This window comes from Streptomyces sp. NPDC017225, from assembly GCF_044331465.1.
In the GTDB taxonomy this organism is placed as follows: domain Bacteria; phylum Actinomycetota; class Actinomycetes; order Streptomycetales; family Streptomycetaceae; genus Streptomyces.
This window is the reverse complement of the sequence record NZ_JBIRNE010000009.1, coordinates 207,909-226,640: the sequence shown is the minus strand read 5'-3', so window position 1 is coordinate 226,640 and position 18,732 is coordinate 207,909. Positions and strand designations below refer to the sequence as shown.

General features: G+C 66.9%; 20 protein-coding genes. All 20 read right to left on the bottom strand.

The window, feature by feature from the left end:
- Positions 1 to 8: 8 nt before the first annotated feature.
- Positions 9 to 200, bottom strand: coding sequence for a hypothetical protein (locus tag ACH4NX_RS21430; protein ID WP_398128272.1), 192 nt, complete (start codon positions 198 to 200; stop codon positions 9 to 11).
- Positions 197 to 610 (bottom strand): hypothetical protein, encoded by a 414-nt coding sequence (locus ACH4NX_RS21425; RefSeq protein ID WP_398128271.1) that lies wholly within the window; start codon positions 608 to 610, stop codon positions 197 to 199. Before ACH4NX_RS21425 ends, ACH4NX_RS21430 begins: the two co-directional genes overlap by 4 nt.
- Entirely contained in the window at positions 610 to 975 is a 366-nt protein-coding gene (locus tag ACH4NX_RS21420; protein ID WP_398128270.1) for a hypothetical protein, read from the bottom strand. Before ACH4NX_RS21420 ends, ACH4NX_RS21425 begins: the two co-directional genes overlap by 1 nt.
- A gap of 23 nt (positions 976 to 998) precedes the next feature.
- Positions 999 to 2,879 (bottom strand): DNA polymerase, encoded by a 1,881-nt coding sequence (locus ACH4NX_RS21415; RefSeq protein WP_398128269.1) that lies wholly within the window; start codon positions 2,877 to 2,879, stop codon positions 999 to 1,001.
- A gap of 89 nt (positions 2,880 to 2,968) precedes the next feature.
- Positions 2,969 to 3,706, bottom strand: coding sequence for a hypothetical protein (locus tag ACH4NX_RS21410; RefSeq protein WP_398128268.1), 738 nt, complete (start codon positions 3,704 to 3,706; stop codon positions 2,969 to 2,971).
- Positions 3,707 to 3,713: 7 nt separating this feature from the next.
- On the bottom strand, positions 3,714 to 4,079 hold the full coding sequence (locus ACH4NX_RS21405) for a hypothetical protein (RefSeq protein ID WP_398128267.1): 366 nt from the start codon (positions 4,077 to 4,079) through the stop codon (positions 3,714 to 3,716).
- An 83-nt stretch (positions 4,080 to 4,162) separates the two neighbouring features.
- Positions 4,163 to 4,618, bottom strand: a complete 456-nt coding sequence (locus ACH4NX_RS21400) for a hypothetical protein (RefSeq protein WP_398128266.1) — start codon at positions 4,616 to 4,618, stop codon at positions 4,163 to 4,165.
- Positions 4,615 to 5,085: a hypothetical protein gene (locus ACH4NX_RS21395; protein WP_398128265.1), complete on the bottom strand. Its 471-nt coding sequence runs from the start codon at positions 5,083 to 5,085 to the stop codon at positions 4,615 to 4,617. Before ACH4NX_RS21395 ends, ACH4NX_RS21400 begins: the two co-directional genes overlap by 4 nt.
- A 103-nt stretch (positions 5,086 to 5,188) precedes the next feature.
- Positions 5,189 to 6,769 (bottom strand): DEAD/DEAH box helicase, encoded by a 1,581-nt coding sequence (locus ACH4NX_RS21390; RefSeq protein ID WP_398128264.1) that lies wholly within the window; start codon positions 6,767 to 6,769, stop codon positions 5,189 to 5,191.
- Positions 6,697 to 7,746 (bottom strand): toprim domain-containing protein, encoded by a 1,050-nt coding sequence (locus ACH4NX_RS21385; RefSeq protein WP_398128263.1) that lies wholly within the window; start codon positions 7,744 to 7,746, stop codon positions 6,697 to 6,699. Before ACH4NX_RS21385 ends, ACH4NX_RS21390 begins: the two co-directional genes overlap by 73 nt.
- A complete protein-coding gene (locus ACH4NX_RS21380; RefSeq protein ID WP_398128262.1) occupies positions 7,724 to 8,956 on the bottom strand; it encodes a DnaB-like helicase C-terminal domain-containing protein in 1,233 nt (410 codons plus the stop codon). Before ACH4NX_RS21380 ends, ACH4NX_RS21385 begins: the two co-directional genes overlap by 23 nt.
- The gene (locus ACH4NX_RS21375) at positions 8,953 to 9,234 is read right to left on the bottom strand and encodes a hypothetical protein (protein ID WP_398128261.1); all 282 of its coding nucleotides are present in this window, start codon (positions 9,232 to 9,234) and stop codon (positions 8,953 to 8,955) included. The genes ACH4NX_RS21380 and ACH4NX_RS21375 overlap by 4 nt, the downstream gene beginning before the upstream one ends.
- Before the next feature lies 1 nt (position 9,235).
- Positions 9,236 to 9,697, bottom strand: a complete 462-nt coding sequence (locus ACH4NX_RS21370; protein WP_398128260.1) for a hypothetical protein — start codon at positions 9,695 to 9,697, stop codon at positions 9,236 to 9,238.
- Positions 9,694 to 10,356 carry an AAA family ATPase gene (locus ACH4NX_RS21365; protein ID WP_398128259.1) on the bottom strand — a complete coding sequence of 221 codons (663 nt, stop codon included), beginning with the start codon at positions 10,354 to 10,356 and terminating at the stop codon, positions 9,694 to 9,696. The genes ACH4NX_RS21370 and ACH4NX_RS21365 overlap by 4 nt, the downstream gene beginning before the upstream one ends.
- On the bottom strand, positions 10,356 to 10,886 hold the full coding sequence (locus tag ACH4NX_RS21360) for a hypothetical protein (RefSeq protein ID WP_398128258.1): 531 nt from the start codon (positions 10,884 to 10,886) through the stop codon (positions 10,356 to 10,358). Before ACH4NX_RS21360 ends, ACH4NX_RS21365 begins: the two co-directional genes overlap by 1 nt.
- Before the next feature lie 168 nt (positions 10,887 to 11,054).
- Entirely contained in the window at positions 11,055 to 11,465 is a 411-nt protein-coding gene (locus ACH4NX_RS21355; RefSeq protein ID WP_398128257.1) for a hypothetical protein, read from the bottom strand.
- Positions 11,466 to 11,562: 97 nt separating this feature from the next.
- Positions 11,563 to 12,450: a hypothetical protein gene (locus tag ACH4NX_RS21350; protein ID WP_398128256.1), complete on the bottom strand. Its 888-nt coding sequence runs from the start codon at positions 12,448 to 12,450 to the stop codon at positions 11,563 to 11,565.
- A 469-nt stretch (positions 12,451 to 12,919) separates the two neighbouring features.
- Complete coding sequence (locus tag ACH4NX_RS21345) at positions 12,920 to 15,007, bottom strand: hypothetical protein (protein ID WP_398128255.1); 2,088 nt, start codon at positions 15,005 to 15,007, stop codon at positions 12,920 to 12,922.
- Positions 15,004 to 17,937, bottom strand: a complete 2,934-nt coding sequence (locus ACH4NX_RS21340; RefSeq protein WP_398128254.1) for a hypothetical protein — start codon at positions 17,935 to 17,937, stop codon at positions 15,004 to 15,006. The genes ACH4NX_RS21345 and ACH4NX_RS21340 overlap by 4 nt, the downstream gene beginning before the upstream one ends.
- 11 nt (positions 17,938 to 17,948) lie before the next feature.
- Positions 17,949 to 18,728 (bottom strand): hypothetical protein, encoded by a 780-nt coding sequence (locus ACH4NX_RS21335; protein WP_398128253.1) that lies wholly within the window; start codon positions 18,726 to 18,728, stop codon positions 17,949 to 17,951.
- Positions 18,729 to 18,732: the final 4 nt, after the last annotated feature.

The window sequence follows — 18,732 nt, the reverse complement described above, 5'->3', positions numbered from 1 at the left end:
TGGATTTTTTACGGGCAGTGCGCAGGCTCGTCGTCCGTGCCCAGGCACCGGTGCGCCCAGGCCGGCGCCCCGGGAGCGGTCTGCGGTGCCGGCTGCGGCTCGGGGGCCCTCGCCGGCACCTCCATCGCGGCCGTCATCATCAACGCGGCGCCGGCCACGATGAACAGCACGGCGCAGAAGAGCAGGATCTGCTGTCTCACATCCGCCCCACGATCAGGTCGGGCCGGTAGCCGGCACCCTTGGCCTGATGCAGGCTCGCCTTCGACGGAGAGTCCCGATTGGAGATGGCCACGCCCTGCGTGGAGTTCTGCACCGGCCAGTGGCACTCGTTGCACATCGCCTGCGTGTTGGGGGTGGCCCGCCAGTACTGGTCGCTGCCGCAGGACGGGCAGCGCTCGGTCTGCTGCGCCGACTGGGCCCGGCCGGTCTGGTAGGACCGCTGGAGGACCTCCGGCGGCTGCTGGGGTTCCTGCGCAGGCTGCTCGGGCCGGGTATAGGTCGGGTGCGCCCACCACGGGGTGCCGGACGGGGTGAGACCGGCCTGCGGCGAGGCGGGGGCCGGCGCGGCACCGGTGCCGCGCATCTTGTTGAGCCAGAAGTCGGAAGACATCACGCCACTCCCAGGTGTCCCTTTTCGAGTAGGTGCGCCACGACCGTGGTGACCGCTGTGCGGGAGACCAGATGAAACATCTGGCGCTGTTGGTCGTCTTCGCAGGACGGGGCGCATTGATTGATGTGGGTGAGCCGGTAGAGGACTTCCGCCGCGACGTCTGCGTGCGAGAGAGCCTCGTCCGAGACCTGGTGGAACTCTTCGAGGCGGTAGTGCGACTGCCGGTGCTCGATTTCATCCACGTCAGGCCCGGCCGGTACCAGGTCGAGCAGTCGGCACACTTCGGCGTAGTCGTCGCACGCGACAATGTCGCGGAGCATTCCACGGAAGAGTGCCGGTGCCTCTGCGGTTTCAATGGGGGCCATGCAGTAAGCGTAAAGCGGACTATTTATTTCGCCTCACTCCACCTCTTGCAGATTTTCACGTCCGTGGTGACCGGTACGGAGAGGAGCTGCATTTCCGGGCCGGCCATCGCGTCTTGCAAGACCTTCGCGCCTTCGTCGGCCAGGTCGACAGGGCACATCGCGGCGATTTCGTCGTGCACGGTCAGCAGGATCTGCATGCGGGGCAACAGGTTCTTGTGCAAGCGGACCAGGGCGAGCTTGGTCATGTCCGCGTTGCTCCCCTGAATGTGGCTGTTGACGACCTGGCGCTCCGCCTTCGCGCGGCGACCGTGGTCGTAGGACAGCAGGTCCGCCAGGCGCCGCTTGCGGCCCAGCAGGGTACGCAGGTACGGCACCGGCCGGCGCGAGCGCACGGTGCGCAGCAGCTTGGCCTTGTAGGCGTAGACCTCGGGGAACTTCCGCTCGTGCTCGGCCAGGATCTGCTTCGCGCGGCGCAGCGTGGTGTGGGACATGTCGGCGACCTTCTGGGCGCCGGCCCCGTAATTGATGGCGAACGCGATTGCCTTTGCCACTTGCCTCATCTGCTTGGTGACGTCCTCGGGGGCGACACCGAAGACAGCGGCGGCCGTGGCGGTGTGGGCGTCCACACCGTCCCAGAAGCCCTGCCACAGGGCGCCCTTGCCGGCGAAGTGCGCGAGGATGCGCTGTTCGATCTGTGCGTAGTCCGCGACGAGCAGGACGAAACCGGGAAGAGGATCGACCAGATCACGGATCGCCTTCCCCCACTCGGTTTCCGCCCTCGGCCAGTTCTGCACGTTGGGGGCAGAGCAACTGAACCGTCCCGTGACCGTGCCGTATTGCTTGAGCATCGGGTGGATACGGCCGTCGAAAATCTGGGTGGGCTTGTCCTCTTCGGGGTTTCCCAGGTAGCCCTCCACATAGGTGGAGAGGATCTTCGAGACTTCCTGGTAGGAGAGGATCGCGTCCACGACCTTGTTGCGGCCGGCGTAGGGCGCGAGGGCCTCCGCGTCCGTGGAAGGGGCGCCCTTCTTGGTGAGCTTGCGCGGGCGCAGGCCCTGCTCCTCGTAGAGGATCTTCTGCTTCTGCGGGGTGGAGCCGATGTTGAAGACCTTGCCGGCCGCGCGGTAGACGCCGGCCTCGCAGTCGGTCAGGCGCCCGCGCAGCCGGGTGCGGAGCTGCTGGAGGGCGGCGATGTCGACGGGGACGCCGGCGCCCATGTGCAGCAGGCAGTGCAGGACGTCCATCTCCAGGGCCCACATGTCGTCCAGGCCCTCGGCGGTGATGCCCGGCCGGATGTGCCGCCACTGGAGCCAGGTGGTTTTGGCGTCCATGTAGGAGTAGTCGGCGACCGATCCGAAGGGGTGTTTCTCGATGCATTTGCCGACCTCTTCGGTGTCGTACACCAGGCCCCAGCGCTCTTTGTCGAGGGGCTTCAGGCCGATCGGGCGGTTCTCGTCCAGCATCCAGGCGCCGACGATGGTGTCTCCGTACGGCGGCGGCGGGTATTTCCCCTTGTAGTACTTCGCCACCGACAAGAGGTCGAACGGGGCGTTGTGGGCGATCTTGGTGCGGTCGGAGTACAGCAGCTCTTCCAGGGCGTCGAACACGACGGAGGGGCGGAGCTGGGCGGGAGGCGGGTCCCACTGGGCGGGGATGTGCTCCCATTCGCCGCTGCGTTTGTTCTTCCGGCGAGTGGCTTTCCGCAGCAGGTTGTACCCGTTGGGGTGCCCCATCGGGATGACGACGCATTCGCCCTGGGTTGCCAGCGAGATCCAGGAGACTTCGTTGACGGCCGGCACACCCCGGTACTGACCCGTGGTCTCGACGTCGAAGGCGAAGCTGTCGTGAGCGCGGAACGCGGCGACGGCGTCTTCCAGTTGGCGGGTGTCAGTGATGAGCTGCACGAGGACCCCACAGGCGGTTTCGGGAAAGGGAAAGCCCGCGCCGGCGGAGTGAGCGGAGACACCGGCGCGGGCGGCATGTGGGGCAGACGTCAGGCGTCTTCCATCAGGAGCTGGACGATTTCCTCCATGGCCTCCTGGTCGAGCGGTTCCTTGACCTGGTCGCCGTACTCGTGGCACTTGGCGGCGAACTGCTCCAGGGCACCCTCATCGAGGGGCGCCACGCCGTACTCCTCCTCCAGGTCCCGTTCCTTGACCCGCTCCAGGGTGTACTCGACCGCCTTCTTCTTCTGCTCCTTGCGGATGGTGAAGTACAGGTCACCGCGATTCAGAGGCCCGCGCTTGGCGTCGGTGGCGATCTCCTTGAGCTGCCGGGCGAGCTTGATCCCGACGTCCCATGTCTTCAGGACCGGGTAGTCGGAGTCCTCCAGCGAGACGACGTCGAAGCACGCGCTGAAACGCTTCGCCTTGTCCCCGATCTGGCACAGCGGGCACTCCGGATTGCCCCAGCAGCGGATCGACTTGGAGCCGTCCTCGATCTCGTCGATCCAGTGGCTGGCGAAAACGTCGAACGGGCCATCCCCCAAGATTTTGATGACCATCCGGTTCTCGGTCACCTTCAGGTACTGGTCCCCGCCGGCGGCCGAGGCGATCTTCTCGACGTCGTCCCAGCCGGCGCCGTGGGAGGGCGCCGTGCCGGAGGGCATGACGCGGCCGGCGATCGGTTCGCGCCGTGCCGCCGTCGTGGACTCCGGGGCCGGGGTCTGGGCGGGCTGCTCGGTGCGGGCCGGCAGGGTGCGACGGCGGCCGTAGGTGCGGGTTTCGGGCATGAGTGAGTCAGCTCCAGTCGTGAATGGGTTCGGGCATGACGGCGCGTGTCTGGCGGAAGAGTTCGGCGCACCGGTCGGGGAACTGCGTCTGGCTGATGAAACGCTGGGTGCCGGCCAGTACGCCCTCTTCGTAGGCGATGGCGATGACGCCCTCGATCTGCCGGCGCGTGTAGAGGCGGCGCCGGCCGTTGCGGGACTCGCCGTTGTAGATCCAGGTGGCGCCGGGGAAGAGCCCGGTCGTTTCCCACTTGTAGATCGTCTTGGTGGACCGGCCGAGTGCGTTTGCCAGGTGGCTGATCGCGAAGAATTCGCGGTGGAAACCGCTGATCTTCTTGTAGACCGGATCTTCGTCCCAGCGGGCTGTCTCTCCCACGACCGGGGCCTGGGAGGGGTGCGGTACCCCGATGGGGCGGGCGGTGCCCGGGTAAACGTCGAGAGGCTTGCGCGGAGGGTGGATCATGCTGTCAGCCCCGTGTCGGTGTCCTCGGGGACGACGAATTCCGGCAGGTACTTGCGCAGCAGGCCGGGGTAGGACTCGGCGAGCGCCTCCAGCAGCTCCTCGCCTTCCTCCTCGTTGGCCATGACGCGGCGGGCCAGGACGTAGAAGAGTCCCGAGGGCAGCACCGGCGGTTCGGCGTCGCGGGTTTTCAGGCAGTACGCCGGCACGTCCAGCGCGCGGCAGATGGCGGTGGCCTCCTCTGCCGTGGCGTTGCCGCGTGTGCCGCCTTCGCCGGCGTCGCCGTGGTGGCGGTGGATGCGGCGCAGCCGCTCGCGGTCGATGCCTGTGGCCAGGGCCATGGCCGCCCAGCCGCGCGGGCCGGTGCCGAAGCAGGACCGCTTCAGTACCTTTCCCCACTCCCAGCGGTAGCGTTCGCCGTCCTTGAGGCGGACGGTGCGGCTGTAGTTCCTCATGCCGACAGCCCCCGGAATGCGAACGTCTCCTTCTGGACCAGGATTTCGTCCATTTCGTCTTCCGTGAGGTGGCCTTCCTGGAGCAGAACGTAGAGTTCGTCGGCGTCCAGGGTCGGCACGGGCGGGAACGCGCGCCGGTAGATGTTTTCGCCCTTGGACTTTGTGATGCGTTCGGCGGCATCCGTGTCGGCCACGACGGATACGCGGCGCTCCCGCTTGATGCGTACGTATTCGCTTTCCCCGGCAGCGATGGGAAACGGGAGGTCCAGGAACTGGGAGCCCTTGTGGTCGGTGTAGCCGCGTTTCTCGACGGCGGCGGCTACCTTGTCGCGGAGTTTGTTGAGCCGGGACGTCTCGTCGGTGACCTGAGCTTTGAGAGCCGCCCATTCCCGAAAGATCGGGATCACAGGGTCGTACGGGATTGCCTGCGGGGTCGGGGCGGCCGTGGGATCGAGTTCTTCAGGCACGCAATGCTCCCCTTGGGTGTTGCGAAGGAGCTACTCGAAACAGCTCCGTGGCAAAAACCCTACGAGCGGAAAAAATGATGGCCAATCGGCCATACGAGTGCCGTCAGAGGTTATTTCCGATGTGGTCGGCGAGGCTTTCCACATCCATGTCGAGGTCTCGTCCGCCCCGGCCGTCGATCACCGCGTGCGCGAGGTTCTGGCGCAGGCGGAGGGTGGCCAGCACGCGTTCTTCGATGGTGTCCTCGACGACCAGGTTGGTGACGTGGACGTGCTCGAACGTGCTGCTGGCGCGGACGTGCCGGGTGTTTCTCTGCCCGAGCACGCCGGCCGAGTAGGGCAGGTCGTAGTTGATGAGGAACTGGGCCTCGGGCAGATCCAATCCGTAGCCGCCCGCGTTGGTCGAGAGGAACAGCCGGCACTCCGGATCGGTTTTGAACCGGGCCAGGGCGGCGGCCTTCTCGTCGGCGTTGAGCTGGCCGTGGAAGGTCACCAGCCCGTACTGGTCCAGGGCCCGGGTGAGGTAGGGCAGCATCCTGCGGTAGTCGGTGAAGACCGCCACCTTGGCGCCTTCGGCGGTCATGGCTGCCACCAGCTCCATGCATGCGGCGAGCTTGGGGCAGGTCTCCAGGTCGGGCAGGTCGTAGCGGCTGGCGGCGAACTCGGCCGCGTACTTCGAGCCCGCGTCGCCGGCCTCGTGGAATGCCACGGCCGAGTCCATGAGGAGCTGGGGGTGGGCCAGGAGCATGCGGGCGGCCTGGATGCGGGCCATGAGTTTGCCTTGTGCCCCGATGCCGTCTGTTTTGACGCCGGCGTAGTAGGCGGCGACGTCGAAGTCCTCTCCCTGTTCGGTCAGTTCATCGATCGCCGCCTGGAGGTCGACGAGGATGGCCTTGTAGATGGACCGCGTCGTTTTGTCGAGTGTGACCGACCGCGTCGTCTCGGACACCTGCGGCAGGTACTTCGCCACCTCCGGGTCGAGCCGGGATTTGCGGACCATCCCCTTCGAGAGGTTCTTGTGCAGCAGATCCAGGTTCTTGTAGCCGACGACACCGCCGAACCAGTTTCTGAGGATGAAGCTCTTGTCGAAGTGGTCCCAGCGGCCGAGGATTCTCGCGTCGACCCACTCCATGATGGAGTACACGTCCTCGGGCCGGTTCTCCACCGGAGCGCCGGCAAGTGCGACACGAACGGCCGGCTGGAGTTTTTTCACGCGTTTCGTGGTCATCGCCGAAAAGTTTTTGATCGCGGTCGCCTCGTCGAGCACCAGGGCGTCGGCCCACACCGAGCACAGTTCCCGCCAGTCGTGCAGCACCGCTCCGTAGGAAGCGATGACGTAGTCCGCGTGCTGGGCGGCCTCCCACTGCTGGCGCCGTTTGGCCGGCGTGCCGTTGATGACCGTACACATGCTCTCGTGCGGCACGGTCAGCTTCATGCCGCGCAGCGTCACCGTCCGCGTGGGCCCGTCGGTGAAACGCGCGATGGCCTGCGCCCACTGCCATTTCAGGGAGGAAGGGACGAGGATGACGCATCTGCTTACCGTGCCTCGGCCGAAGAGTTCTTCCAGGGCGGCGATCGTGAGGACTGTCTTGCCGGTGCCCATGGAGTAGGCGACTAGAAGCCGTCGATCAGTGAGGATGCGGTCGACGGCTTCGTGCTGGTAGGGGTGCAACTCGCCGGTGAACATGCGCGCCTCCTGCGCCATGGGTGGTAGGCGGAGGCGTACACGTCGAGTGCGTCTTCGTCGCTCATCTCGCCCAGGTCTTTCGCGGACAGTCCGGAGTAGTCGAAAAAGCGCATGGGCAGTCCGCGCGGGCGCCAGCGCTCGTAGAGCCGGGTGCGGGAAGAGACGCCGGCCGAGTCGTTGTCCAGGCCGAGCACGAGGGTCGTGCAGCGGGCTTTGATGAGCCGCATCTGTGCCTCGGAGACGTGGGCGCCGAAGGCGGCGAACGCCCCCTCTATTCCGAGCGCGTGAGCGCGGACCGCATCCAGCGGGGATTCCAGCAGCAGGGCCTTTTGCCCGCGCCAGGTGAGATCCCCGAACAGGGTCCGGGCCTTGGGAATGCCCTGCGGGTAATTCCGAAAGAACCGCTTGCCCTTCTCCTGCCAGCCCCACAGCTCCCCGGTGTCCGGGTCGCGGATGGGCAGAATCCAGTGCTTCTTGGCCGGGTTCCACAGGACACCGAACGCGGCGCACGCCTCGGCCGTCAGCCGGCGTGCGGCCAGGGCTTGGGGCGGGGGCGGCTCGAACAGGGCGAGAGCGGCTTCGGTGAGCCGCTCCTCCTCCTCGGGCCGGCGGGGGGCGGGCTCCTGGTCGTCCTGGGTGCGGTACAGGCCGTGGTGGGCGATCCACCGGAAGGCTTCCACCCTGTCCCAGCCGAAGGTGTCCTCGACGAGCTGGACGAACGAGCCGGAGTATCCGCAGGAGAAGCAGTGGAACAGCCCGGTGCGGGAGTTCACGGAGAACGACGGCCGGCGGTCGGACTTCCCAGTCAGCGCAAGGTGGGCGGGACACCGTGCGAGCAACTCGGTTGAGTCGTCACCGCTCACATCCCGCAGCACTTCTATGTTCATGCGGTGCATGGCGCCCGTGACGTCGGCCGGCACGGGATTGGCGAACGCCGACAGGCTGTCCCACAGGTCAGTAGGGGAGTGCGTCTTCAATCTCGGCCTCCTCGAACTGAGGTGGGTCCCAGGAGATGGAGATCAGGTGTTCCTGGGGCGGAGCGTTACGTGAGGCGAGGACTTTCATCCGAAAGAAGAAGTCCTCATCGGTCGCCTCCATGCCGACGACGAGGTCCGCGTCCTGTCCCCAGGCGGAGGTGTAGCCGAGGGAGTTGACCGTGAGTCCCTTTGCGCCGACCTTGTGCGAAAGGGACTGGGTGGTGACGACCACCGGAAGGTCGTTGTTCAGCGCCAGCTTTTTCAGGCCCCGGGAAATGTTCGTCAGCGCGATCGGTGTCTGCGACTCGCGGCTGATCTCGTCGAAAAGGAAGTAGGCGCCATCGACGAACACCACTGACGGGGAGAGCTGGTCGATCTTTGACTGGATACCGGTCAGCGTCATCGCTCCGGCACGGTCCTCGGTCACGATGTACGGCTGCTCGCCGAGCGGATCGGTCAGCGCCTTCTCCAGCGCCTTCCATTCCCTGACCGACAGATCACCGGTCTGGAGTTTCTTCGGGTTGACCTTGGCGAGGAACCCGTCGAGCCGGCGGGCGATCTCGTTGTAGGGCATCTCGAAGCTGATCAGCAGCGGCTTGGCACCGTAGTCGTACGCGCTGCGGGTCATGCCCAGCATCACCGTCGTCTTGCAGGACTTCGCCAGGCCGGTCAGCACGATCAACTGCTGCGGCTGGACGCCGAGAGTGACCTTGTCGAGGAACTGGAACCCTGTCGGAATGCCCAGCAGCTCACCGGGGTTGTCGCGGGCCTGCCGGTAGACCTCCAGGCGCTGCGCGCCGGTGGAGGCGTAGTCGATTTCGCGGCTGGTCGCGGTTGCCGTGGTGGCGTGCGCGAGCATCGTCCGCAGCAGGGGCAGGGCGGCCTCGGTGCCGCCCTTGTCCATGGCCTCCACGACCGCATCCAGGCCGAGGTCGAGGATCGTGCGCCGGCGGGCCTCGTGCAGCTCGCGGATCAGGTAGTCGACGGGCCCGGAGGAGTCCTCGGTGAAGCGGAAACCCGGGTGGTCGCGCTGGATGACTTCCGGGGTGGGCGGTTCGCCGTAGTCCGAGCGGAAGTCGAGGATGCCGGCGAACACGGCCCGGTTCTTGGGGTCGAGGAAATGGTCGGCGGTGATCCGGTTGTTGGTGACCGTCTCCAGGTCGCCCGTCAGGGCGACATAGCTGATCACTTCCTCTTCGATGCTGCTCACAGGATTTCCAGCAGGGTGAGCGGGCCGACTTCCTCCATGAGGTCGCCGAGCGGGATGGGGCCCATGGAGTCGTCGTCCACGACCGGTTCTACCGTGGTGATCGGCATCTCGCCGGCCACGAATGTGGCGACCACCGCCCAGCCGGTCAAGGGGAGTTCGTCATAGCCGGAGATGCCGAAATCGCTGTGCAGCCGGGCGATTTTCCCGGTGCTGTCGGGGATGAGTTGCACGACTTCGCGGCGGGGGTCCTCGTGTGCTTTCGGGCGGTAATCGACCATGTCAGGCCACCTGCCGGATCAGCTCGGGATTGCGGGGGTGCACGTAGATGCCGCGCGGCCCGTAGCGCAGGGTGTGCTCGGGCAGGGAGTGGAAGATGTGCGCGCCCTCCAGCGTCAGCAGCATCCTGGCCATCTGGTTGGGCGTGGTGACCACCAGGCGGCTGGTGGGGATGGACTCGGCCTCGACGCGCACCGCGAGGTCACCGACCACTTCTTCGGGCAGGTAGGTGACCAGGGCCACGTTCGTGTCGCGCTGCCACAGGCTCCACAGCTCGGCGACGGCCGCCGCGTTGGTCTCCTCGAACAGGTCCAGCGCCGAGCGGCGCCGGTGGCGCCAGCGAACGCGCCGGTCGAAACGTTTCTCCGTGAAGCGGGGGCCGGGAATTCCGATCAGGTGCTCCCACACGACGAACACCTTCGTCGGGATCGGCTCGTCGTCGGCCAGGTCGGCGTATCCGATCACGCGTCTGCCCTCCGCAGGGACTCGCCCACGAAAATCTGCCGGCGAGTGCACTGGTCCATGAAGGACCGCAGCGGCTTGGAGTAGCGCTGGGACCACTCCTGGCCGGCCAGGTTGGTGGTCAGGAGGGTGGGCTGGCCCATGTCGTAGCGCTGGCGCAGGAGCTGGTCGAGGGTGTCTTCGGCGAACCCGGACTTGGTGGTGTGCTCGTGTCCGATGTCGTCCAGCAGGACCACGTCGGCGCCTTCCACGCGTTCGATGGCGTAGACGGTGCGGGAGAGCTGCTCGGGCTCGGCGTCCTCGGCCCGCATGACCTCGATCTTGCGGGTGACGTGGTCGCTGAAGCGGGTCTGGTAGATGCTCACGCCCCAGCGCCGGCGCAGCTCGCACAGTACGGCGGAGGCCATGGTGGTTTTGCCGGTGCCGGGCGGGCCGGCGAACAGCAGCCCGCGCCCGTACACGCTCGGGGTGGTGGGGAAGCCGCGCCAGTTGCGGGACTGCTGGGCGCGGAATCCGTCCACGTACAGGCGGGCGGCCTTGAGCGCGCGGGGCTGGGTGTTGCCCATCTCCTCGACGTCGTTGAGGGTCAGGCCCCGCAGGCGGGGAGGGATGCCAGTGCCGACCCAGCGGGCACGCTCGGGGTCCATGCGTGTGGTGATCATCAGGAGTTCTCCCAGGAGGCGATGAAGGCGGCGTCCTCGTCGGCGGTGGTGCTCGCCGTCTCGTTCCAGCTCTCGTAGTCGGCGGCCGTCACGGTCACGCCGGTCTCCCGCAGGGCCTTGATGAGCTGGTAGCGGCGCCATTTGAAGTCCCAGACGTAGGGCCGGCTGGGGCTCCTGCCGCCGAGCTGGGTGACGTAGAGGTCGATGAGGGCGCGGCAGTCGTCGGGGCTGAGGCCGACGCCGTGGCGCAGCTCGGAGAAGACCTGGACCAGGGCTTGCCGGTTGCCGATCTCCAAGGTGCCGGCCCAGCTCAGGGGCGGCATGGCCTGGGTGAAGTAGTCGCTGAGGCCGGGGATGGAGTCGGGGCCGTAGGAGCGGCCCCTGGAGCGCCGTGTGCGGCGGGGGGCGGGCTCGGGCGGGGTCCAGGTCCGGCAGGGCTGGGAGGGGCGTTCAGAGCCGCCCTGGAGGAGGTTCTGGACGTAGGCCGTGGGGTCGAATTCGGCGTCGGGGTCGATACGGCGTCGGGCCATGTCGTTCTCCTGGTGGTGTGGCGGACCAGTAACTGCCGGCGAACGGATGTTCGCGGGCAGCTAATAGAAACCGAAGGTTTCTATTTGCCAGTTCTCTGGCTGGAGCTAGAGCTTTTGCTTGAGCCTGTATGTGCGCGTTCGATGCGTCAGTTGCTGTGTCACCCCGAGTTACTCACTCCCCGACAAGTCCTCCTCAAGTCGGCGGTTGCTTTCCAGCAGGAGTCGAATTGCGCAGTCGACGAGCTGGTGATGCGGCATGCGCTTCTGCTCCATCCGCACGGGGCCGAAAGGGCTCGCCACGGCGATGTCGCCGACCCGAATCTGCGTCTCTGTCTGAGCGCCCGGCCAGACCAGGACGCGCACAAGTCCGACGCCGCGCAGGTCACTTACCGCGCGGGTGGCCGTGCGCAGGCAGACCTTCATCTCGTCGGCGAGTTCCTGCTGTGTGAGGTAGGCGCAGGACCAGCCCGTGTGCTCGTCGAACCGGCTGCCGTGATGCGTAATGAGGTTGGTGTACGCAATTCGCGCCCGGTCCGGAGCCCTTTCGAGAATTTCGTCCACGGGGATTTGAAGATCCATGTGCTATTCTCCGGGTGAATGAGGTGAATGGCGTGGCAGCCAGAGCGAGCGGCCCCCGACGGAATACGGTCAATGTCCGTCGGGGGCCTTCTCTTTGTCAGGCGACGGGCACGCGGCGCTTCTGGGCGCCCTTCGGCGGCCGGCCACGGCCTGCCGGCTCCCACTGACCGCTCTTCTCGTTGAAGATTTCGAGCCGCGTCTTCTTGGGCGCCTCACCGGCCTCGGCCTCGGTCGGCAGCTCGGGCTTCGGCGTCAGCAGGGAGCGGCCCCGGACCAGGGACTGACGCAGCCGCTGCGTGCCGTCGAGCATGCTGGCCAGGCTGTCCAGGAATGACTCGGCGTCGGCCAGGGCCTGGTTGACGGTGGCGGCCTCGCCTGCGGTGAGCGCCAGGTCGGGGGCGTCGGAGACGACGGTGAGGGCCATCTGCCCGTCCTCCTCGACCTCGACGGCCGGCTCCTCGGGAGGCGGCTCGTGATCGGGCAGGTGCTGCCAGGTGACCTCCAGCAGCGCGCGGGACAGGTCGTGGCAGGCGATGCCCTCGCGCAGCGCCGTGGCGGCGACCTCGGCCGTGGGATCGTCGAAGACACCGTCGGTGGAGAGCACCAGGAGCATCGGGTTGGTGGCCTTGCCCAGGTGCTCGATCATGGCCGGGTGGACGTCGGTGACGGTGGTGATGTCCGAGGGGTCCATGACGTTGCCGAGGATGGCGTCGGTGAAGTCGTTGCTGGTGTCGTCCCAGCACACCGTGTAGGGGAGTTCGCAGCGGATGGCCCACTCCCACACGGCGTGGATGCCTTCACCGGTGGCCTCGGCGCCGGCCGGAATGACCAGGCTCAGCTCGTACTTGTCCGACGGGCCGAAATAGCCCTCGGCATCCTCGGCCCCCAGGCTGAAGTGGTCGTTGAGAACGTCGATGACCAGGGACGACGGCGCAGAGGCGGTGCCCAGGATTCCCAAGGTGACCTGGCGCTTGCCTGTAGCCATATAAACCTCACATGGGTTGATGTGCTGGGGTGTGAGCGATAGTGCCCTCCTCGCCGCCAGAGAAATAGGTGCGACGGGGCAATTTCTTTTAAGACCACTCACCTGGCGGAATGTGCGCCGCAAGGGTGAGACAGCCCTTCCGCCTTCACGGACCGGGCATTGGCATCCCTCTTCCGGCCCTGCCCCGAGTCACTGTGGCAATTTGCGGCGTCTCACTCGAACGGCTCAGAAGGTGCAGGGTCCCGGCGAGAGAGGCCGCCGCGAGGGGAATCAGGTAACGCCCGTCGACCCATCGGTCCAGCGCGAAGGCGATGCCTACGGCAGTGAGCGCCTTGAGGTACGTTCTGGCCAGGTCAGGGGCTTGCAGCGCCGTGCACGCGAGAGCGACGGGAGGGCGTACGAAGCACTCCCAGACAAAGAATGTGGCGAGTGCAAGGATGATGAGATGCGTCATGGCGCTGCTTCCCGGTTACGGGGCGCTGGCGTACACGAGACGGTACGAGCCGCCCACGCCGATCTGCCGCTGAACGAGCTGATCGAGACGGTACTGACTCATCCTTTTTCCTCGGTAATAATGCGAGCGGGAATCCCCGGCGCCCTGCTCCCACAGATAGTCGGCGGACGGGAAATTGCCGTCGAAGTACTCGTCGAGCTTGTCGGCCTCCTCGACCAGGAGCTGGTCGTACCGGAATGTCAGCGGCCCGACGTTCGCATAGGGGCCGTTCTCCACCAGGGACTGCCACACCGCGCCGTCCTGCTGGACCACGGCGCCGGCGGTGTAGGGGACGGACTGGCTCCAGGCGGGCTGGGAGGCGGGCTCACTGTCCTGCATGGCCCACACGTCGTCGTTGGTGCCGGGGTAGACGGCCGCGTACACGCCGGCGACGTCGGCGGCGGAGTAGCCGAGGTGGAGCCTGAGCGAGCCGCCGTAGGTCGCCGACGTCGTGATCCGCACCCACAGCCGATACCAGGTCGTGTTGCCGGCCGGGTTGATGATCGGGGTGGAGGTGCCCCGGATCAGGTTGGTGCCGTCGTGGGCCCACAGGGTGACAGGCACCGGCCCGGACAGCGGCAGCACGTAGACGGAGACGGTGTAGACCGTGCCGGCCTTGAGCCGGTCCGCGAGGGCCGGCTGCGCGGTGGAGGATTCCACGCCGGTGCGCGGGGAGGTGCCGTTGATCAGCGTCGCGGTCGGCGCCGTGGGGACTGTGTACTCGCCTGCGTTCCCGACGACTCCGCCGCCGGTGGCGAACGCCAGCGTCGGCGACAGACTGGGGTCGTGCTCGCGCACCCAGCCCCACAGCGAGTTCTGGAAGCTGGGGTTCTTCGCCAGGTTCACGCGGGTCGCGCGGAGCTTGATGACGAGCTGCCGAGGCGACTGCCAGGCCCTGGCCGGCGAGACACCGCCGGCCTTCGTGGAGAGCGTGGAAGGCACCCAGATGCGGTGCTCGTCCACATACCACCGCACACGCGTGGCGCCGCCGGAGGTGACCCGAGGGACCACGGCCGCATAGGCGACATTCGCGTCCATCGTGCAGGTAGCGCCCACCTGCTGCCACCGGTACTCCCCCCGCGTCGCGGACGCGGGACCTTCCTGGTAGGTGCCGATCAGGTTGAAGTTCGCGTCGTAGCGCAGCACGGAGCAGGACACCTGCTGGCCGGCCGCCTCGGTCGCCACCGACACCTGCGCCTGGTAGGTGACCCCGGGCTCGACGCGTACCAGTGCGGTCTGGAGCGGGGCGAGGGTGAGCACCGCCGGCGCCGGGATGAGGTCGCCCGTGGGATCGCCGTTCCCGCCAGGGTTGGCAGCAGTGCCCTCGCCCGGCAGGAACGGCCGGTACTTCAGGTCCGCGTACGTCGCCCGCTTGGCCATCAGGTTCGGGTAGGTGCCGAACTGCGTCACAGCCGTGTAGGAGTTCGTGGGGGGAGGTGACTGGTAGACGAACCGGCCGGCGAATTCCCCGCACGAGACGCGCTCGTTGGTGCGGGTGAACGTCATGTGGTCCGACTCGCCGCCCCCGCCGGTCGGCAGGTACATCATGCGGCCCTCGTAGGAGGACTGCTCCAGGTCGAAGAGGTTGCTGCCGAACTGGCTGGTGTCGGGGTCGAGGCCCGGCGGTGTCTTCTCGAACTGGGCGTAGGCAATCTGCTGGACCTCGCCCACTGCCATGGCCGAGGAGGTGATACCCAGGCGCGCATAGTCGTAGGTGCCGTAGATCACTCCGAGCGGACCGGGGGCGTAGTCGGAGTTGCGGGCCTGGACCGTCAGGGAAAGCCGCCGCCACGTGTTGACGGGATCGCTGGCGGTGCCGCCGAGCCGGATCGCTGCGGAGGTGGGGTGGCTGAATGCCGGGTCGGCGTAGGTGGACGACCCGTAGGGCACGACCGTGAAATCCGCGAAGGACCCGGTCACGAGGGACTGCGAAATGGAGAGGGTGCCGTTTCCAACACTGCGCCCGGTATCCAGGGCGATCTCGGTGATGAGTTGCAGCGCCGGATTGAATACGCCGTGGCTCACGGCCGTGCCGTCGAGGCGGACGGAGATGGGCGTCGTCATGGGCGCACCCTTTCGATCAGGCCGTACCCGGTCGCGCTGACATTGCGGGTGTCGGTGACGGACGCGAGCGTGCGCCACGCCCCGTAGCTGCGGGCCTCGACGACGATGGCGCCGGAGGCCATGTTCCGCAGCCGCATACGCTCGCCGTAGGCCAATGGCGTCCAGGTGGCGACGACCGTGCAGGTGACAGCGGTCACGGCGCCGCCGGAGACGGTGAGCGTGTTGTAGGTCAGCCGGTCACGGGAGGCCATCCAGTACGCGGTGTTCGGGGCGTAGCGGAAGACGATGCCGTGCTCCGCCATGCCCTGCGAGTGGTCGGCAGCCGACATGAACGTCACGTAGACCTGCTCGCCGGTCTGCACGCTGGGCAGCGCGTACACCCAGTCCCGCTGGAACCACAGTGCGCGGCCGGCCTGGCGCTCGGTGGTGGTGGCGCTGTCCCAGGTCGTCGGGTGCGTCACTCCCCGGGAGTTGGCCCAGCTTCCGCGCGAGGTGTTCCAGGGGATGGGCACCCCTTGCTGGCCGGCGGCCGGCTTGGTGTAGCCGGCCGGTGCTCCCGTGCCGTTGTACGCGGGGTAGGCGGGGGTGGTCTCGAACCGGTCGAGGAGCAGCGGAGCCTCGGAGTTGACGTAGGCGAGTCCGCCGTAACTGCCCTGCGCGTTGTACCAGTTGATGTAGAGCCGGACGTCCCGGCCCGCTGCTGTGGCACTGCGGTTGTGGTAGAGGCTGTAGGTGTAGCGCTGGATGTTCAGGCCGCACCAGCGCCACCAGAGGTTGTCGGTGCTGTAGCCGGTCGGCCGGATCGCGTACGACGGCCGTGCGGCCTCGTACAGGTGGCCACTCCAGGAAATGTGGTCGCCCTTGGCGTAGGCGCGGGTGGCAGACCAGGAGACGACTTTCGGCGTATAGATCGAGTCGGCAAGGATGCGGCTGGGCTCGGGCGCACTGTTCGGCCGGTAGGCGGTGAACTCCCACTTTTCGGGGTGGAGATCGGGCTGCTTGCCCACGCTCTGCGCTCGCGCGACGTAGACCGGCGGCGCGCTCCAGCCGAGCGGGTTCCAGATCACCGCCTGCCCGGGGGCATAGGTGTTGGTCGGGTCCCAGGTGCTGGCACGTACGAGTCCGGAAAGGAACACCTGCCGGGTGCCGGCGGTGCCCAGCGCCGTGTAGTTCAGCGAGTTGCCGCTCCCCGGGCTGCTCGTGCCGACCGACGCGCCCTGGGGGGAGATCCACCAGTCGGGAGCGGACGCCCCCGTGACGTCGGGGTTGATGACGCCGGTCGGGTCGATTTGCAGGTTCCAGCTCCCGTAGCCGCCCGTCAGAGGGTTCCACTCGGTCTGGACGTCCTTGAGGGTGTTGGGGGAGATGGCCTGCCAGTACGTGGCCGACTGCGCATGGCCGGCCGGCGGCACATTCAGGTTGAGGCCACTGCCTTGCACCAGGACGTACGAGACGGTGATGTCGTAGCCGCTGCTCAGTGCGTTCTTCTCGAAGCTCGTCAGCTTGAGGGTGTTGCCGGTCGCCGTCAGGCTGAACTGCCCCAGGTGGGCGAGAGGGAGCTGCTCGCGCGAGGCGCTGTAGAGGTCGAGTTCGCTCGCCGAGACGACACCGTTTACCTCGGCGTAGACCTTGGCGCCGGCCGGGTCGGTGATGGCCTGGAGGTAGACGTCGTAGGTGCCGGCGCCGCCGGAAGGGGCGGGGAAGGTGAAGGTCAGGGTGTCCCGCTCGGCCGCGCCGGACAGACGTACGTAGCCGGGGAAGGGGTCGGCGACCCGGTCGGGGTCCCGGATGATTTTGCCGGTACCCGTCCGGGCGGGGTTGGACGATGTATAGGACAGGTAGGCCGAGTCACGTCGCGGGGTGCCGATGGCCGCGTACAGCGTGCCGGCGTGGGTGACGATGTCCGAGTAGAGCTGGGAGCCGGCAGTGGTGTAGTAGACGCGGTCGCGCTGCCACTTCGGGTAGGCCGGCGACGCGAAGGCGGCCTCGTCCACGTCGTGCAGTCCGTTGTAGCCGACCACCACGTCCGCGTCCCAGCCTGTCAGTGCTTTGATCAGCTTGGTGGTGGCCTCGGTGCTGCCACGGTCACGGGCGATGAGGGCGGCGTTGGCCACATAGGAACGCCGTAGTTCCGGCAGGTTCGGCATCTCGTGGGAGATGCCCATCTCCTCCGACAGGAGGTAGAGCTGCCGGTCCGTGCATTCCAAGACGGAGTCCATGCGCAGCAGTTGCTCGTGCTCGCATTTGATGACGTCGAAAAAGTACCCGAACAGAGAGCAGAAACGTGCCAGTTGGTTGTTGACGGGGATGCTGGACGCGGTGCTTTCGACGACCTCCACCTTGTACGGGCGGGGGATGTGGTCGTACAGCAACTCGCTGTGGCGGAAGTCCTTCACGGCCATGCCCACGCAGCCGCCGCACCGGTACCACATCTCCGTCATGCCGGTGAGCTGCCAGGAGTCCGGGTGAGTGTCGGGCTGAAGGCCGGTTGCGGTGACGGTGGCCATGTACACCTTGCCGCCGTGCGTGACCAGGTCGCCGGAGAAGTAGGTGGCCGTCGCGCTGTAGGAGTCCGGTGCGGTCGAGACAAAGACGCCGTAGTAGTAGACCCGGCCCGGCACGACGGTGTTGTCCAGGTAACGGTTCTCCGGGGCGCCGGCACCCCCTCCGTTACCGGCCTCGGTCTCCAGGATCACCCAGCCGTCGGCCTCGGTCTCCGGTACGCCGAAGCTGTTCCTGACCACACGCAGCCGCGTCCACTGCTTCACGCCGGCGAGGATCTGGCTGGGGTTGGCCTGGATCGGCGTTTCCCACGACACTTCCAGCGCCCCGTAGCCGCGCTGTTCGGCCGCCATACTCGTCTCGAAGGCGACGAACAGCGGCGCACCGTAGAGAGTTTTCGCGTAGATGTCGAGTTCGTAGACGCCCATTGCTTACCCCGTCAGTACGCGCGGACGAACGACAGTGAAATGTTGCAGTTGGAATCCACTGTGTTGTCGCTCGCACCGTGCTGGGAGACCTGCACCTGAATCGGCACGCCCTTGTTCCAACGTCCTTGCCAGGAAACATTGATGCGGTGCCGAATCCACGTCTGTGTCTCGATCAGGGAGTCCTGGCCGGCGATCTCTTCGTTGCCCCGCATCACCCTCACGTGCACGAAATGCAGATCGTTGGGGCGGCGCGTGGTGGAGTCCGCCCACACGTTGATCGAGACGTCCCAGAAACCGGACTGCGGGCAGTAGATGTTGGAGCCGCCCTGGTACATCCGGTTCGGGTCGTACTCGGCCGCGCCCCACCGGAAGGCCACCCAACGCCCCTCGCCGGCAGGCACCTTCATGCCCGGAGAACGGATGACGGCCGCCGGCGGCGGCGTCGGCTTCTGCCCGGACTGTCCCGCCAGGAGCTGAGCCATGAGCGTCAGCCATGTCATCTGCTTCTGCATGGTGTTGACCCGGTCCGACACGGACGAGTAGGTCTTCGCCGCACCGAAGTTGGGGACCGGTGCGGGTGTCTTGGAGGTGAACACACCCGTCCTGGGCGGCCAGGACCCCTTCCCGCCGGTGACGGGGTACCAGCCGGTCGAGGTGGGCACCCAGCCGCCCCACACATGCGGGTTGGTGCCCACCGTGCGCTCCACGGCGGACATCTCGTTTTGCAGGTCATTGACGTGCGCTGCCCAGATGACGTCGACATTGTCGGTCTTAGGGGTGAACGTCCGCACAGAC

What these genes read in the sequence shown, in the direction of transcription:
- ACH4NX_RS21425 (WP_398128271.1), bottom strand. Translation starts at nt 610, where the DNA reads ATGTCTTCCGACTTCTGGCTCAACAAGATGCGCGGCACCGGTGCCGCG.
- ACH4NX_RS21420 (WP_398128270.1), bottom strand. Translation starts at nt 975, where the DNA reads ATGGCCCCCATTGAAACCGCAGAGGCACCGGCACTCTTCCGTGGAATG.
- ACH4NX_RS21410 (WP_398128268.1), bottom strand. Translation starts at nt 3,706, where the DNA reads ATGCCCGAAACCCGCACCTACGGCCGCCGTCGCACCCTGCCGGCCCGC.
- ACH4NX_RS21400 (WP_398128266.1), bottom strand. Translation starts at nt 4,618, where the DNA reads ATGAGGAACTACAGCCGCACCGTCCGCCTCAAGGACGGCGAACGCTAC.
- ACH4NX_RS21390 (WP_398128264.1), bottom strand. Translation starts at nt 6,769, where the DNA reads ATGTTCACCGGCGAGTTGCACCCCTACCAGCACGAAGCCGTCGACCGC.
- ACH4NX_RS21375 (WP_398128261.1), bottom strand. Translation starts at nt 9,234, where the DNA reads ATGGTCGATTACCGCCCGAAAGCACACGAGGACCCCCGCCGCGAAGTC.
- ACH4NX_RS21365 (WP_398128259.1), bottom strand. Translation starts at nt 10,356, where the DNA reads ATGATCACCACACGCATGGACCCCGAGCGTGCCCGCTGGGTCGGCACT.
- ACH4NX_RS21360 (WP_398128258.1), bottom strand. Translation starts at nt 10,886, where the DNA reads ATGGCCCGACGCCGTATCGACCCCGACGCCGAATTCGACCCCACGGCC.
- ACH4NX_RS21355 (WP_398128257.1), bottom strand. Translation starts at nt 11,465, where the DNA reads ATGGATCTTCAAATCCCCGTGGACGAAATTCTCGAAAGGGCTCCGGAC.
- ACH4NX_RS21350 (WP_398128256.1), bottom strand. Translation starts at nt 12,450, where the DNA reads ATGGCTACAGGCAAGCGCCAGGTCACCTTGGGAATCCTGGGCACCGCC.
- ACH4NX_RS21345 (WP_398128255.1), bottom strand. Translation starts at nt 15,007, where the DNA reads ATGACGACGCCCATCTCCGTCCGCCTCGACGGCACGGCCGTGAGCCAC.
- ACH4NX_RS21340 (WP_398128254.1), bottom strand. Translation starts at nt 17,937, where the DNA reads ATGGGCGTCTACGAACTCGACATCTACGCGAAAACTCTCTACGGTGCG.